The organism is Enterococcus sp. DIV0691, assembly GCF_051711145.1.
Classification (GTDB): Bacteria; Bacillota; Bacilli; order Lactobacillales; family Enterococcaceae; genus Enterococcus_B; species Enterococcus_B hirae.
This window is the reverse complement of the sequence record NZ_JBIOLY010000001.1, coordinates 1,081,637-1,098,063: the sequence shown is the minus strand read 5'-3', so window position 1 is coordinate 1,098,063 and position 16,427 is coordinate 1,081,637. Positions and strand designations below refer to the sequence as shown.

The 16,427-nt window shown below is 35.9% G+C and carries 15 protein-coding genes and 1 pseudogene; 4 read left to right on the top strand and 12 right to left on the bottom strand.

Annotated features, from left to right (window positions below; genetic code table 11):
* Window positions 1-306: 306 nt before the first annotated feature.
* Complete coding sequence (locus IGJ11_RS04935; protein WP_010737366.1) at window positions 307-1,074, bottom strand: cyclase family protein; 768 nt, start codon at window positions 1,072-1,074, stop codon at window positions 307-309.
* Window positions 1,075-1,505: 431 nt separating this feature from the next.
* Between IGJ11_RS04935 and IGJ11_RS04930 the strand changes: the two genes are divergently transcribed.
* Window positions 1,506-1,835, top strand: a complete 330-nt coding sequence (locus IGJ11_RS04930; protein ID WP_053766436.1) for a DMT family transporter — start codon at window positions 1,506-1,508, stop codon at window positions 1,833-1,835.
* A 3-nt stretch (window positions 1,836-1,838) separates the two neighbouring features.
* On the top strand, window positions 1,839-2,153 hold the full coding sequence (locus tag IGJ11_RS04925; protein ID WP_010737364.1) for a DMT family transporter: 315 nt from the start codon (window positions 1,839-1,841) through the stop codon (window positions 2,151-2,153).
* Between the two features lie 82 nt (window positions 2,154-2,235).
* Here the strand turns inward: IGJ11_RS04925 and IGJ11_RS04920 are convergent.
* From IGJ11_RS04920 to IGJ11_RS04895, 6 genes and pseudogenes are all read right to left on the bottom strand, one after another.
* A pseudogene (locus IGJ11_RS04920) lies at window positions 2,236-2,501 on the bottom strand (type IA DNA topoisomerase); the annotation flags it as partial.
* An 84-nt stretch (window positions 2,502-2,585) separates the two neighbouring features.
* On the bottom strand, window positions 2,586-4,670 hold the full coding sequence (locus tag IGJ11_RS04915) for a cation:proton antiporter (protein ID WP_010719552.1): 2,085 nt from the start codon (window positions 4,668-4,670) through the stop codon (window positions 2,586-2,588).
* A gap of 12 nt (window positions 4,671-4,682) precedes the next feature.
* Window positions 4,683-4,958, bottom strand: coding sequence for a hypothetical protein (locus IGJ11_RS04910; RefSeq protein ID WP_010719553.1), 276 nt, complete (start codon window positions 4,956-4,958; stop codon window positions 4,683-4,685).
* A gap of 231 nt (window positions 4,959-5,189) precedes the next feature.
* Window positions 5,190-5,645 carry a hypothetical protein gene (locus IGJ11_RS04905; RefSeq protein WP_010751262.1) on the bottom strand — a complete coding sequence of 152 codons (456 nt, stop codon included), beginning with the start codon at window positions 5,643-5,645 and terminating at the stop codon, window positions 5,190-5,192.
* Window positions 5,646-5,909: 264 nt separating this feature from the next.
* Entirely contained in the window at window positions 5,910-7,118 is a 1,209-nt protein-coding gene (locus IGJ11_RS04900) for a CCA tRNA nucleotidyltransferase (protein ID WP_207432437.1), read from the bottom strand.
* Window positions 7,119-7,144: 26 nt separating this feature from the next.
* Entirely contained in the window at window positions 7,145-7,498 is a 354-nt protein-coding gene (locus IGJ11_RS04895) for a nucleotide pyrophosphohydrolase (protein ID WP_010719556.1), read from the bottom strand.
* A gap of 159 nt (window positions 7,499-7,657) precedes the next feature.
* Between IGJ11_RS04895 and IGJ11_RS04890 the strand changes: the two genes are divergently transcribed.
* A complete protein-coding gene (locus IGJ11_RS04890; RefSeq protein WP_010719557.1) occupies window positions 7,658-8,533 on the top strand; it encodes a YitT family protein in 876 nt (291 codons plus the stop codon).
* Between the two features lie 176 nt (window positions 8,534-8,709).
* On the opposite strand, the gene IGJ11_RS04885 is transcribed toward IGJ11_RS04890, so the two are convergent.
* From IGJ11_RS04885 to IGJ11_RS04875, 3 genes are read right to left on the bottom strand one after another with little or no spacing between them, the layout of a single operon-like run.
* The gene (locus IGJ11_RS04885; RefSeq protein WP_010719559.1) at window positions 8,710-9,291 is read right to left on the bottom strand and encodes a ReoY family proteolytic degradation factor; all 582 of its coding nucleotides are present in this window, start codon (window positions 9,289-9,291) and stop codon (window positions 8,710-8,712) included.
* A 5-nt stretch (window positions 9,292-9,296) separates the two neighbouring features.
* A complete protein-coding gene (locus tag IGJ11_RS04880) occupies window positions 9,297-10,556 on the bottom strand; it encodes a tetratricopeptide repeat protein (RefSeq protein ID WP_207432439.1) in 1,260 nt (419 codons plus the stop codon).
* Window positions 10,557-11,603: a hypothetical protein gene (locus tag IGJ11_RS04875; RefSeq protein WP_010737358.1), complete on the bottom strand. Its 1,047-nt coding sequence runs from the start codon at window positions 11,601-11,603 to the stop codon at window positions 10,557-10,559.
* Between the two features lie 329 nt (window positions 11,604-11,932).
* On the opposite strand from IGJ11_RS04875, the gene IGJ11_RS04870 reads away from it, so the two are divergent.
* Window positions 11,933-13,612: a hypothetical protein gene (locus tag IGJ11_RS04870; RefSeq protein WP_438772390.1), complete on the top strand. Its 1,680-nt coding sequence runs from the start codon at window positions 11,933-11,935 to the stop codon at window positions 13,610-13,612.
* Between the two features lie 533 nt (window positions 13,613-14,145).
* On the opposite strand, the gene IGJ11_RS04865 is transcribed toward IGJ11_RS04870, so the two are convergent.
* Together IGJ11_RS04865 and der are read right to left on the bottom strand one after the other, a co-directional pair.
* A complete protein-coding gene (locus IGJ11_RS04865) occupies window positions 14,146-14,421 on the bottom strand; it encodes an HU family DNA-binding protein (RefSeq protein ID WP_002290178.1) in 276 nt (91 codons plus the stop codon).
* Between the two features lie 244 nt (window positions 14,422-14,665).
* On the bottom strand, window positions 14,666-15,976 hold the full coding sequence (gene der / locus IGJ11_RS04860) for a ribosome biogenesis GTPase Der (protein ID WP_010719563.1): 1,311 nt from the start codon (window positions 15,974-15,976) through the stop codon (window positions 14,666-14,668).
* Window positions 15,977-16,427: the final 451 nt, after the last annotated feature.

The following is a 16,427-nucleotide window of genomic DNA, read 5'->3' as shown; positions in this document are numbered from 1 at the left end:
TCATCTTGGTTATTGTATCATAAAATAATTTAATTACGGATATTTTTCTATTGTCATCTTAGACAAAATAAAGGGAGAAAATAAGATAGTGTTGATTTTTTCATTAGAGTGGGATAATAGTTAGAAAAAATCTGATTATTGCCTCATTTTTTTAAGGTACACAAAAAGCACACAACCTTGTATGATTAAAGTGCCTAAACAAAAATCAAAGGAGTGTGCTTTTTTTGTATCTATAAAATAAAAAAAATTTTATGTTTTGACTATCTATAACGTTCCTATTATAAAAAATAATTAGAAAGATGTTAATTATTCGATTATAGCTACTGCTCTAACCCAACCAGCACTAGCATTTTTAATTTTTATCGGATAACAACTGATTTTAAACCCCGTGGAAGGTAATTGATCAAGACTGGTTAATTTTTCAAGCTGACAATAAGATTTCTCGATTCCTGCAAAATGCCCTTCCCAAATAAGTGAAGGGTCTCCGGTCTTATCAAATTCTTTTGCAATGAATGGTAAAGGTCTGTCCCATGACCAAGCATCGGTACCTACCACTTTTATTCCTTGTTCGAGTAGCCATAAAGTTGCTTCTCTTCCTACACCGCACCCACTGATTAAGTAATTTGATGTTCCCCAATATTGATCTGCTCCAGTCCGAATTAAAACAATGTCCTTTTCTTTTAATCGATAGTCCATCGCATCTAAAGCTTCTTTAAAATCCTCGATTTCTAATCGATATCCGTCTGGTTTGTTTGAAAAATCAAATACAACACCATTACCGTAACACCAATCAAGAGGAATTTGCTCAATTGTCCAAGCTGGCTTACCTTTATCCATTGTTGGATGGTAGTGATAAGGAGCATCTAAATGAGTACCTGAATGCGTAGTCAAGTGAATTTTTTCGATCGCCCATGCTAAACCAGCAGGCAAGTGTTCTTTTTTTGCTGTTCCAAAGAAACGAAGCATATCGTTGACGCTTTGTTCATGATCAATGTATGAAATTTTAGGTATCATTTCCTCTGGATCACTGGGCAAATCATTTTCTATAGTTATACTTAAGTCAACTAATTTCAATGTCTAACAACTCCTTGAATGATTATCTAAGTTTTAATATTAACTAAAAAAAATTTTCTATTTTACTTTTTTTTGATGATTTTTGAATTTATTTTTTATAGTGATAGTCTGATGGACAATCAATGAATTATGTCATTAAATAAAGGATAAACGTTAAGAACGATGCTTCTATCAGTTTACAACGATTAGAAAGGTGAAGAAAATCTTGAAAAATAACTGTCATTTATCCTATTGATTTTATAATGTGGAAGTCCAACATAGTATACTTTACTTGATTTTTCGAGACTAGAAGAAATATCTTCTTTACATTAATAGAAAAATATATTACAATTTTTTCGAATATCGGAGGATCCTAAGGGATTGGATAAGATTACTCTTATCCAATCCCTTTTTTGTCTTCTGATATCTAATTTTTCTTAAGGAGGTACGAAATGGAGAAGAACTGGTTTTACGTTATCTTCGGAGGTTTTTTAGAAATTTTTTGGGTACTTTGTTTAAAAAAATCAGAGAATTTCCATCATTTTTTCTATTCCATTTTGACGATTTTGCTCGTTGTTATTAGCTTTTATTTATTTGCTAAAGGTATGGAAAGCTTACCTACTGGAGCAGCATATACAGTGTTTACTGGAATAGGTGCAGTCGGAACAATCATTTTTGGTATTTTATTTCTGAAAGAAAGTGTATCTGTGCAAAAAATATTGTTTTCTGCATTATTAGTTATAGGAATTTTGGGTCTAAAAATCACAACAAAGGAGGAATAATCTGTGGATATACTTTATCTTATACTAGCAGGAATAGCAGAGATCATAATGGTCTTTTCTCTTAAAAATTCACACGGATTTAAAAAAATAAATTGGAGTATTATAACTATTATTTCTGCAGCCTCTAGTTTACTCCTTTTATCGCATTCAATGAATACATTAGAAGCTGGGGTTAGCTATAGTATTTGGGTAGCTTTTGGTTCCATTGGTTCAATGATCCTTGGAGTATTTTTATTTAAAGAAAAAATGAACTGGCTACAATTTGCTTCCATGATTATTATTTTATTTTCTGTGATTGGCCTAAAACTAGTTAGCTAATTAAATTGAAGAATCTATTGTCATTTGTGAGACTGGGACAAAACTTGCCTCAGTCTCTTCTACTATCACTAAAGCTGTTTGCTAATTGAAAGCCATTTTCTTTTAAATACGCTTCAAATGCTTCTTGTGTGGTTTGAGTTTCATTCGGATCAAGCTTGGCACAAAACTCTCCGTTTTAAGCGATTATCTGGGCTTTTCCTTCAAAGTAAGGTTTTTTTTTACGTTCCTGATCTTTTCTTGCAATTGATAGATCACAGATGTTGTTGGGGTTTGGACTCTACCTAAGGACAAACTTACTGGTATGCCTTTTTGCTGCAAGAGTAAACTATACCATGAGTTATCATTCATACCATCAATGAATCAACGTGAAATAACAAAAAATCTGAGACAGAATGAGGTTCATTCTGACCCAGATTTGATCACGCTGAGCACTTACTCAACTTTTTTAGCCGGAAGCGAACGTTTTCTTGCCCGCAATGCGAATTTAAATGAAAAATCATCAACTGGCTTATTCATAGTATAGGATTCCAGTAAATTAATATTTTTCCGATAACTATTAGCAGAAAAAGTCGTGATCTTCTCAGCTTCTTCATACTCATCAACGATTTTGCGCTCTAAGTAATAGCCACGCAACATTTTTTTGGAATAAAGACTGTCTTGTTGGATCATCCAAGAGGAGATCAAATTTCCTGAAGCCATTTTGATGCCTTCCATTTTTCGTTGTTGGATGAAAAAGTTGACCATTGTTTCATCATAGACATCGGTTAGGTTTTCTAAACTCTCAATGATCAATTGTGTGTTTTTTTGATAGGTTTCCCGAATTTCTTGAATATCTTTTTCGGAAATCAGTGTCTTTCGATCTGATTTTTGTCGTTGCCAGAACATTTTGGGATGTAAGATGATCCGAATCAACCGTCGAACAAAAATAAACCAGAAGCCGACAAACGACAGTACCTGACTAGTAATAGAGTGTTCAAAATTAGCAAGAAATCGTGAATAAAAACGATAGCCATTTGAGGAAAGCTTACCAGAACGATAACTTTTATCTAATCCATCACGTTCGATGGATAAAATCAATGCTTGAATTTCTTGTACTTCTTGCTTTTCATCATCAGAAAGATCTTTTAAATAAAGATCACGGATACGCTCTTGATAGTTTTCGATCACTGCTTCAGTTGCTAAATATTCTTTTGAATCTTTATCTAACGTTTTGATTTCAGATTTCAATACTTCAATGACTTCTTCTAGGATCATTAAAGCATTCAAATCTGTTTTCACTACCTCTTCCGTTTCTGTCAACAGGGGTAAAACCACGATTCCTACGATCAGTGTTACCAAAATAACTCCTGCCGTCAAAAATAATAATAAAGAGCGCTGATAAAAAATCATTTGGTTAATCGTAAAAGGTAAGATGAAAATCGTTGCTAAACTAACCGTTCCTTTCACACCACCAAAAGTTAAAATCAAAATCTCATTCAATTGTTCCTTGAATTCTTTTCCTTTATATTTAAATAAATAAAAAAGACTGATCGAAACAAAGCGAATCATAAATAAGATCATTGAGATCAACAAAATCGTGATTAACAGCAACCAGTTTGAATAAAGCCCATCTCCCCAAACTGGAGAAAATACTTGGGTTAATTCAATTCCTAAAAAGATAAAAACTAACGCATTCAGCGTAAATGTGATTGTTGTCCATGTACTATCGGACAAACTTGATAACTCCGCATCAAACACCGAGATTTTTCTAAATCCCGAAGCTTGCAACACCCCAGCTACTACTGCGGCAATAATCCCTGAAACATCAAATACTTCTGCTAAAACATACGCTAAAAACGGTAATAGCAATTCAATTAACAAGTAACCTGTCACATCTCTGGCAGAAGCCTTCTCAATCAGATTAATCACTTTTCGTTTGACCCAGACAAGTAAAAAGCCAACGACGGCTCCTCCTATACTAGAAAACACAAGTGTAAATCCTGCATTGACTGCAGAAAAAGAACCTGTGATCAATGCAGCTAATGCAAATTGAAAGGCGGTAACACCTGAAGCATCATTCAATAATCCTTCGCCTTCTAAAATATGCATCGCTTTATTTGGGATATTCACCCGTCCAGAGAGCGAGCTGACAGCGACAGCATCGGTTGGTCCAAGAGCCGCTCCAAAAGCAAAACAAGCAGCTAATGGCACGCTGGGTAATAAAAACGACAGCGTGAAACCAACCCCGACTAATGTCAGGATTACCCCTCCAAAAGCCAGAAATAAAATCGTATCAAAGTTTTTCAGGATCGAGGATACATCGGCTTTTTCTCCTTCACGAAAAAGCAACGGCGCAATGATCATCACTAGAAAGAGTTCTGGTTCAAAGTTGATCGATTGGCCCCATTCTGTTAAGCCTAAGATGATACCAAGAAATATTTGGATCAGTGGAGCTGGGATCATAGGTAAAATGCGGCTAGCTATATTAGATAAGGTGATCGTTACAGCAAATACGATCACTAACTCAGCAAATTCCATGGTCCGTCCCCTTTATTTTTTATTTTGAGCGAGTACCTTTAGAAATTGTTCTTTTTTCTTCAATATTTTGTTTTCTACCACTTCTGCTTGTACATTGTTACCTTCTAATTCACACTGTACTCGCTTTGATTCTAAACGTAGCAAATCATGTTTCAATCGCTCAAGCTGACGGTACATGATGATATTTTTCTTCCGCAGCTTACAAAGGATTTGCCGACGATCTTCCATTGAAAACGCACCATAACGATCATGCAACAGTTTCTTTTGTTCTTCAAAGCTCTTCCTCATTTTTAAGATCTCCTAAATGCAAACTTGATCTTCATGAAACACTGAACGTTAAAAGGAAAAGGATTCCCCTTTATTAGACAAGTTCAGCTGGATTCGAAGAATAAGTTTGCTTGAATTTCAGAAACTCATTCTATTCCAAATGGAAGAAAATATCAAGTGCGGAAAACACACCAAAAAAGGAGCTGGGAAACCATTTCCGCTCCTTTCTCAGCTATCCATTAAACTTTGGTTTTATTCAAAAAACTCGCCATAGATATCTTCAACACGTTGATCCGGATTGATCACGATGTATAAATTACCTGTTTTTTCACTGATTTTAGTTGATTGGTATTGATTATCCAATCCTTCTGTTCCTTTATCAAGATAAGGGAAATAAACTAGGTCAGGTGTACCATTGCGATAAAGGATCTCCATCCGTTCAATATCTTCATATTTTAATGCACGGTTGAACATACCCATCTCTAATCCACCTAAGTTGATGTCGTGAGTTGCTACGGAATCACCTTCGTGAAAAATTTCGATCTTAAATCCAGCACAAGGATGGATTTCCATAAATTCACTACCATTGATTCGTCCAAAACTCGTTGTTATTTGTTTGATCCACAAATCACCAATATGGCGACGATTGATCGTCCACGTTTCGCCGTTTCGGAAATAAAATTTTAGCGCTGTCATTTCTTTACTCATAAAAAAATCCCCTTTTGACGTCATTTATTCTGGTTCCCTTTTAGTTTAGCACACATCCCACGTGAAGGTCACATCTAAAGTTTTTTCAAAGATGTGAAACTTTAGAAGCGTTCCACTATTGACAAAAAAATCCGGAAGCAACTCCCCAGCAATAAGCGAGGATTTTCTAAATAGGAGAAGTTTTTAAATTCCTCACTTATTACTCAGAGCTGATTGCTTCTTTCAGAATCTCTATTAAAGCGCGACTCCGACATTCATCGAAATCTATAAATGGTTATTTTGCTGGAGATAATCAACAAGGGCACTTGCTTCATTTGCTAAATTTCCCTCTACCACTGCTCTTTCTGCAGCTTGAAGTGCATCACTGACCCATTTCCCTGGTTTCTTGTCACTCACACTAAGAAGTTTCTTCCCATCAATTGCTAACTCTCGCATGGATGTAATCGGTAATTGATCATAGCGCTTTGCTACTTGTTCTAGTTGAGGTGTTTCACCAAAATAAATCATGAGTTCTTCTGTCTTCAAAGCGTTCTCTTTTCCCAAACAATAGAGTACCATTGGTTCCAACATCTGTCTTTTACGTTGAATCAATCCATGAACGATCATTTGAACTTCTCGAATCATTTGGTTGGAACATTTCCATTCCTTTAAGAAAGGTCGGATCTCACTTTCTTGAAGCCCTAACTGATCGATCAGCAATACCCACGCCTGACTTTCAGTTTGCAATGGTTCATCTGGTAAATCGGCAAAACGTAACAAGGCTTCACCATAGTCTCTTAAACCTGGACAATAAATATAACATTGCGTCTCAACGAATGTTCTCAATCCTGTAGAACGCTCTTTCCCTAATAACATTTTGATAAATTCCACATTAATCCGTTCGACAGAAATTTTTCCTAATAATGAATGGTTGGCCTGAATGGCCGCAGCTGTTTCTTGCTCGAGTGTAAACCCAATTTGACTAACAAATCGAATCCCACGCATCATACGCAAAGCATCCTCATGAAACCGTTCCTGTGGATCGCCTACTGCTCGAAGGATCTGGTTTTCTAAATCAGCTAACCCGTCAAATAAATCAATGATTTGACCATCTTCTTTTAATGCAAATGCATTGATCGTAAAATCACGTCTTTTTAGATCCTCTTCAAGTGAACGGACAAATTCGACATGATCTGGACGACGATAATCTTGATAGGTCGATTCTGTCCGAAAGGTCGTGATTTCATATTGTTCCTCTTCAGCCAAGACCAAAACGGTGCCATGTTCAATGCCGATATCAATGGTTTTCGGAAAAAGTTGTTTGATTTCTTCTGGGAATGCACTTGTTGCGATATCTACATCATGGATGGGTTGATCCAACAAGATATCTCTGACGCTTCCCCCGACAAAATAAGCTTCAAAACCCGCTTGCTCCAATTTATTCAAGACAGGAATCGCTTTTTGGTATTCTCTTGGTAATTGTTTTAGTTTCATTGTTTTCCCTCTTCCAACTTGATGGCTTACGCTTTTTTATCATCCTTATTTGCTTCTTTTCTTTCAAAGCGATTGTGATCTCTGCGATTAAATTTTTCCATATTTTTTTCAAATACATCCGTTAAATCGATTTCCAGGGAATTTGCCATGATCATAGTGACAAATAAAACATCACCTAATTCTTCTGCTACAGAATTGTTGGGCTCCGTTTCTTTCTTCGCTTTTTCACCGTATGTATGATTGACTTCTCGAGCCAGCTCCCCGACTTCTTCTGTTAAGCGTGCCATTTGAGCTAATGGAGAAAAATAGCCTACTTTAAACTGTTGGATATAGTCATCTACTTCCTGTTGCATACTTCTTAAAGAACGTTCTTTTGTCATTTCTTCTCCACCTTTCCTATTTATCTTACCAAAAACTACGTCCAAATCCTAGGCAAGAGCGATTGAGAAAATAAAGATTACGTGCTACATTGAGTAATGTGATGTAAAAAGAATGAAATATTGCGAAAATATTAGTCGGTTTATCGAAGGAGTGGTTTGATGATCTCAATGAAAACAGTTAAAGAAGTCGTAATGATTATGGTTGGTACAAGTATTTATGCGTTTGGACTCGTTTATTTAAATATTGCGAATCATTTAGCAGAAGGTGGCGTTTCAGGGATCACTTTGATCTTACGCGCACTTTTTGGGATTGATCCTGCCTACTCTACACTTTTGATCAATATACCTTTGATTTTGATTGGGGGAAAAATTTTAGGAAAACGTTCACTCGCTTATACCGTCTTAGGAACAGTTTCGTTGTCTGCCTTTTTATGGATTTGGCAACGTGTTCCTTTACAAATCAATCTTCAACATGACTTACTGATCGTTTCATTATTGGCTGGCTTAATTGCCGGAACTGGAAGTGGTCTGGTCTATCGGATGGGTGGAACTACCGGTGGAAGTGATATCATTGCTCGTATATTAGAAAAGAATTATGGGATCTCAATGGGTCGATCTTTACTGGTATTAGATGTTATCGTTTTGTTGGCTTCATTGACTTACATTGACTTGAAACGCATGATGTATACGTTAATTGTTTCTTATGTTTTCAGCCGTGTCATTGATTCAATCTTAGATGGCGGTTACTCAGCTAAAGGGATTTTAGTCGTCTCAAACAAAAATGAAGAAATTGCCCCACTGCTGATGACTGGATTAGAACGTGGCGTTACTTTTTTAAGTGGTGAAGGTGGGTTTTCTGGTCATTCTAAAAAAATTATCTATATGGTGGTTAGTTCGAGTGAATTGAATGAAGTGAAACGAATCGTCCATGAAATCGATGAAAAAGCCTTTCTATCGATCATCAATGTCCATGAGGTCGAAGGAGAAGGATTCACTTATCTTAAACCACAGTCTAAGTTATTTAAGCGAATATAGCTCTCTCCTAGTTCTACTCGTTTTTCTGGAGTGAGTTTCATCTTTCTTTTTGGCATACAAAATCCCCCTATACAGGACTTTTATATTTCAGTGTCCTATATAGGGGGAGCATATCAACTTGCCTCAGTCTCTTTTAGTATCTTTAAAAACGAATAAACGGTTAGATAAAAGTATCCTTAGTTAGGATTCTTTCCTGCATGTTCGCCTTTTACTTGGTTCTTGCTTAATATTTCACGATTAACTTCATCGGACAATTCCAGGAAAGCATCTTTATCCCCTTTTTCAAGCGCTTGATCAATCTGTAAGTAAAGCATTTTGAGATGGGCTGCTTGTTCTTTCTCTTTGAGATATTGCTCGACTAGTTCAAGATCTTCTTCACTAATAGAGTCGTTCCAAGATGCAAAGGGGTTCTCTTCTAAAACCATTAAATACTCTTTCGTCTGCCAAGCATTTTCAAAAAGGCATTCTACATATAGCGGTCTTTTCCAATTTAATCGAATTTCATGAAAAATTTGATCAGTATCGGTAAACTCTTTCCCCTCGAGAAATAATTTCATTGGTTCTCCATCGAAAGAAAGGTCACTGATTTGTAATCCCCGATTTGCTTGATTCGCTCCTTCAACAAAATGAACATTACTTAAGATTGCTTCATGATTAGCCAAGTAATTCAAAATCCAAAAAACCTCTCTGCGACTAAATGAAACATGATTGACCATCCAAGTTAAGAAATTCTTTTTTTCCTTTACATCTATTAGCATTTTACTCACCTCTCTGCTAGGTCGTCTAATACTGACAATGCCTCCAAATCTCCAGGTTCCAATTCTAAATAATGAGTAAGTAGATCTTTTGTTTTTGTCAATTGTCCTTCTTCTCGTAAGAATAAGGCGTATTCTTTTAGAAAATCAGGTTCATGCTCCAATTCGTGATACGCTTGTTCATAATGAACAGCTGCTAGCGTGAAGTCCTCTAATTCATTATAGGCATGGGCTAAATTCCATTCCGCATATGGATTTGCAGTTTCTTCCATTTGATCGATACTCTTGATTACATCTTCGTAACGTTCTTCATCTAAATACAAATTACTTAATGTTAATAATGTTTCGTCTTGTTTTTCACCTAATTCCAACGCATTTAATAATAGTTTTTCTGCTTTTTCTTTGTCATGTAGGCGATACGCATTTTCAGAAGCTAAGTGATAGAGTTCTACTTGATAAGGATTTTCTTTGATCCCATCTTCAAGAACTTTCTGCGCTTCTTCAATCAATTCTTCTTCTTGCAATGCTTGACCTAAATAAAGATAAAGAGATTGATATTGGGGATTTACTTCTCTCAATTCTTGTAAATAATTGATCGCTTTTTCATTTTCTTTTAGCTGCAGATTGGTAAAAGCTAACTGGAATAAGCGATCATCTGTCCGTTCTTCTTGCAATGCTTGTTCCAATGGTTCGATTGCTACTTCAAACTCTCCTTGCATGCTTAGAGATTGTCCTAAACGTTCCTGCATAGAGATACCAGAAATCTCATCAATATTACTTGATAATAATAGTTGATAGATCGTTGCAGCTTCGGCAAAACGATCGACTGAAAAGTAAAGTTCGGCTAAAGCAAATTGGATCAATGGTTCATCAGGCAACAACGCAGCTGCTTCCTTCAATTTCGCTTCACTGACTTCAGGAATACCGATTACTTGATATAAATCAGCAATTGCTAATAAAGCTTGAGGATAGTAGTCACTTTCTTTTGAAATGTTTTCCAGATATTCAAATGCTTGATCGATTTCATTATCTTCAATCGCAATTTCCGCCAATGGAATGAACAACTCATCATTTTCGGGGTACTGTTTCACTAACTGTTCAAAAATTTGCTTTGCTTCTTCTAAAAAACCAATCGCTAAGAGTTCTTCCCCTAATTCAGCCAAAACATCGGCCGGATCTTCTTTCAAAGCTTGTGTCAGATATAACTGAGCTTGCGCCAAATCTTCCTCTGACAATGCTTGTAACATTTTTTCACTATTTGTATTCATTTAAATCCCTCTAATCTCACTAATAATCTCGTCATAAGATTTCATTGTTTGTATTAATTCTTGTTCCTTTGGCGATTGATATTTCTCTATTATACCAATTTTTTTCAAAACAAGAATTTTTTTGCTTTTTTCCGCTAGAAGCAAGACATTTTCTAAATAATCAATTTTTGATAATTGTTCTGGCCAATCGATAGGATAACCCAGATGTTTCAACCAGATAAAAAAATTTTTCAATTGAAAGGACATATCCGCTAGTCCTACATTCCAAGTAAGATGAAAAAGCATTCCTAATAGTTTTTTCATACTAGCTGATAACAAATGACCATTTTCTGTTAGGTAAAAAGCTTGTTCAAATAGTTTACCATAATTTGAGAGATTTTCCGCATCTACTTGGTAAAAACTAATCATTTCTTCCAGCATCCCCGTAAAAGCCCGCTGAGATAACTGCCTTGGTTGCGGATAGTTTTTATAGAGATTTTGTAAAAAATGATAATCACAAACTAAACCACATGTTATCAAAGTCAAAAAATCTATTTGTTTCCCTTCTCCTTGTTTTTCACTGATTGTTTGATCGTAAACGATTCGTTCTGGAAGGTTGGTCGTTCGCAAGACGACTTGATTTGGCAATTGTAAAATATTTCGTTGAGGAGTTAATGCCCGGGCCATTGAACGAATCGATACTGGAATTAGCCATAATGTTGATGCAAGTGAGGTATGCTTCTGGAAAAAACCTGCTAAATCCATGATTCCCTCATTCCCAAACCCAATGATAAGTAAGGATTGGTTTTCAGGATATCGTTTTGCAAATGTCACAAGATTACTTAGTTCTGTTAAGTGATTACATTGAGTATTGGCACAGATATACCAATCAATCTCACTTGGGTTAGGAAACTGTTGGTTGATTTTCTCAACAAACAAATCGTAATACCGTTGGTTCGTCAAAAATAAAACAGGCTGATCAATCGTTATTGTTTTCAGCTGGCTGACCAACGTTTCCCCATAATAGATTTTTGTTTGTTCTTCTTGTCCTTGATAGTCGATTTCCATAAGCACCCCTCCTTTTCTTTATTTTACCATTAGTAAGTAAAATCGGAAAAGAATAGGGTAAATTCTTGGGAGAATATAGAAAAACTTCGTAATTCACCTACATTTAAGAGCACCTATTTAAAGAATTCTTGTGTAATAAATCGGGCATGGTATACTGTAATACGAAGTAAAAGATTATATAGGACTTTGCTTTTCATTTTATAAAACGGAGAAATGGATTAAGCAATTTTATTCAACTAAATTTCATCAAAAATGAGGGATAAGTTTTGTCAAAAATAAATAAAAAATCAGTTACAGCAATTTTAATTATCTCCCTATGTGCTTTTTTTATGGTTTCACCTCAAATTTATAAACATGCACTCATTGTTTCAAATGACTGGGTATTTCATATGAACCGTTTCTATGACACGGCTATGCAATTAAAAAATGGCACGTTTAATTATTTCCAATCCATCTACGGTTTTAGCCAATCGGGAAGAGTCATCAATGCCCTTTATGGAACCGACTTTGCCTATTTACATGGACTGTTACTTTTAATTTTTAAAACTTGGTTCAGATTCCAACTTGTATCTACTTTTCTGTGTTACTTCACTGCCGGTACATCGATGTATTTCCTTGGACGGTACTGCCATTTAGAGCAAAAAATCGCTACTGGGATGGCTATTTTATACATGGGTACACCTACCATTTTTTACTATACTCTTGCCCAAAATTTTTCTGGTTGGGGTGCTGCCTTTTTACCTCTTATTTTTATTCCAGCTGTTAGAATGATAAGAAATCGGGAAAACCCAATCCAACCTGTGGTGCTAGGAGGAACCATTTCATTATTGCTATCTGTCCATATGTTTTCAACCTTACTAGCCGTAGCCGCTTTGATTCCCTTTTTCCTTGTGGGTTTTCTTCACTCGAACAAAAAACTAGTAATAATCAAACAGGCTCTGCTAGCAGTGGTGATCGCTATCGGTCTTTCTTTCAATACGTTTACTGCTTTTCTGGATTTGTCCAATGATACCTTGATTCCACCATACGCAGTAACTGATCTATTATCGAATAGTACTTCACTTTCGTTTGGTTCAATTGGCTGGACAAACTTTGGACTAATCCTTTCTATGATATTTGTTTTTCAACTTGTGTTTACTATCGTCCACTTTAATAAACTCAATGTGTTGGAAAAAACAATCAACTTAGTCGGAGCATTCTTTTTACTTGTCTCTTCTAAATACATTCCTTGGAATGATATCGGCAATTATTTTACATTTGTTCGCAAAATGCAATTTCCACAAAGACTGGGTTGCATCGCATGTATCTTATTAATACTAGGGTTCGGTTTTACCATTCAAAAAGCCTTTGTAACTTTAGAGAAACAATCGGTTTTAAAAATCAGTGTGCCACTATTACTGACTTTTTCATTGTTAAATTTAACAGGTGGCTATGCTTTAATTTCGGATACAGCAGCTATCTGGAATAGTGATGCCCCACTTTCTAAAGACACCAGTGCTGCTGAAACCTTAGAAAGTAATGCAAGTAATATTCGTCACCTATTTGGAGGCAATGTTGATCTATCTGCTGCTTTACAAATACACAGAAAACCGATGGCTGACTATTTACCTGCTAGTGGTGGACAATTGGAAGATCCTTACAAAGCATATAAAGAGGACGTTTTACACAATTCTATCCCTCTTAAAAGATCAATTGACAAACAAGGGAATATACATCTAACTTTCACTGCTAAAGATACAAATAAAATAACTTTACCAGTAATCATTTACCACAATAGTTCCCTCATAATCAATGGAAAATCTAGAAGTGAAGCACAATATTCACTGACTTCAATAGGCGCTCTAAGAATTTCTCCAAAGATTGGTACAAATGAAATTATTGTAGGATATAAACCAAGTAAACTATTCAGATCAGCTATTTATATCCGAATATTAACAGTGGGTATCATCATTGCTTACTATATGAGCAAACGATGCAAATTTTTCAGTAAAAACAAACGCACGCAATAACCGATGAGCAAAAGATTTTTTCTAAACAGCCAGATAGAAAAATGAGACAATGAGCGAAGCAAGCAACTTTGAATAAATAAGAGGTTGTAAAAATAACGACTATCTTATTCATTAGGATAACTTGAAAAAATAGCTTTTCGTCAATAATGACTGATAAGTTTTGTATTAAAAAATCTGGGACAGAATGAACCGTATTCTGCCTCAGATTTTTTTATTATTGTTTAAAGTAAGGTTGTGAAAAGAGCGTAAATCAGAGGTTTTGCAAGCATCGGGAGCTTCGATGACAATGAGAAAAGATTTTTTGAAATAGCTTCTCCTATTTTAGAAAATCATCGCTTATTGCTGAGAAGTTGCTTCTTGTAGACCATTACTCATTTTAAACTAAAAAATAAGATTTATATCTCAGATTCATAAATAACGGAGACGCAAAGTACCCTTCGTCTCCTAATTTCTTCACTCTAAAACTCAAAACAATAGGAAATATAAAAAAGCACTTGCAGCTTAAAGCCACAAGCGCTTTTTTATGAGCCGTATTATTTAACAGCGTCTTTTAATGCTTTACCTGGTTTGAATGCAGGTACTTTGCTAGCTGGGATTTCGATTTCTTCACCAGTTTGTGGATTACGTCCTTTACGTGCAGCACGTTCGCGAACTTCAAAGTTACCAAAACCGATTAATTGAACTTTTTCGCCGTTAGCTAAAGCATCTTGAATAGTTGAAAATACAGCATCGACTGCTGCAGTTGCATCTTTTTTAGTTAAGTCAGTAGCTGAAGCAACTTTTTCGATTAATTCTGCTTTGTTTGCCATGGATAGATTCACCTCCTCCACAAGAGATATGATGTAAAACATCAGTTTAGTTAAAAACATTCTGAGTGGTCCAGAAGTTTAAAAGAAATATTGATCTAGTTCAATATTCTGTTATCACGATATCATATAAACCGCTTAATAGCAAGGTTTTTACCATTTTTCACGTGCTTTTTTTAGTCATAAAAACGTAATAAACAAAACCACCTATTTTTTTTGAAAAAAATCTGCCGATGTGGTAAAATGCCTATTTTCGTCTTCTTGGAATGATTCGGATCGAAGTTCCTTCGAAAGTAAATGCTTTACGAATTTGATTTTCTAAGAAACGTTCATAAGAAAAATGCATCAACTCTTCTTCGTTAACAAAAACGACGAAGGTTGGTGGTTTTACAGCCACTTGCGTAGCATAGAAAATCTTCAAACGCTTCCCTTTATCTGTTGGAGTCGGGTTGATCGCTACTGCATCCATGATGATATCATTCAAGACAGCAGACGGCACACGCAAGTTTTGATTCATGCTTACTTCTTCGATCATTTCAGGTAAACGTTCTAAACGTTGTTTTGTGACTGCTGATACGAAGACGATTGGCGCGTAATCTAAATAACGAAATTCTTCACGAATTTCTTGCTCAAAATCACGCATCGTATTGGTTTCTTTTTTGACAAGATCCCACTTGTTTACCACGATGATCACACCACGTCCTGCTTCATGTGCGTATCCAGCTACCCGTTTGTCTTGCTCACGGATTCCTTCTTCAGCATTCAAAACCATCAAAACGATGTCGGAACGGTCAATGGCACGCATCGCACGCATCACACTGTATTTTTCGGTATTTTCATATACTTTTCCACGCTTACGCATTCCTGCAGTATCGATCATTAAAAATTTCTGACCGTTATCAGATACAAAGTGAGTATCGATAGCATCTCTAGTCGTTCCTTCTATATCCGAAACGATCACTCGTTCTTCTCCTAGAATCGCATTAATCAATGAAGATTTCCCAACATTTGGGCGGCCGATCAAACTAAATTTGATCGTATCATCCTCTTCTTCTTCCCCATCATTTGAAAAGTGTTTAATTGCTTCATCTAATACGTCGCCGATCCCTAAACCGTGACTCCCTGACACTGGATATGGATCACCCAATCCTAATGAATAAAATTCGTAAATATCGTTTCGCATTTCGGGATTATCCACTTTGTTAACTGCTAAAATCACAGGTTTATTACTGCGGTATAAAATTTTTGCTACTACTTCATCTGCATCGGTGACTCCTTCACGTCCGCTGACAACACAGATGATGACATCTGCTTCTTCAATCGCGATTTCTGCTTGATGCTTGATTTGATCCATGAATGGTTCGTCACCTAAATCAATCCCACCTGTATCGATCACACTGAATTCTCGACCTAACCATTCGCCTTTAGCATAAATACGATCGCGAGTTACTCCTGGAGTATCTTCGACAATCGAGATACGCTCGCCAGCGATGCGGTTAAAAATCGTAGACTTACCGACGTTCGGGCGGCCAACGATTGCAATTGTTGGATTTGCCATATTTTTTCCTCCTCACAAGTTTCCAATCTTACTTAGTGTAACGAAAGCTTTGCGAACTTTCAAGCATTGTTCGCTAAAATTACGCAAGTATTTATTCATTGGACAACTTTTTTTCATAAAACATCAAAGTGAATATTGAACCCTAGGAAACCATCTTTTATTCTTGTTTCTTTGGTTAAAGAACTACATTGTTCGAATAACCCTAAAAACCATATTCAGAACCGCTAGATGAGCGTTAGCCTAAATATTCACACACTACTGAACTTAAAATCGATCAGTGACATTTGATTATAGCATAATTTGTTTCTCTCGTTTTCATTTTCTACTCTTTTTATTGTTTCATGATATGTGAAAGCTCTTTTCTTCACTCTCATTCTTTCCACGATCTTCATATTCTCAAACTCTCAGTTTATCTAGCGCAATATCCTAATTCCTTATTCTAGCCTGTATT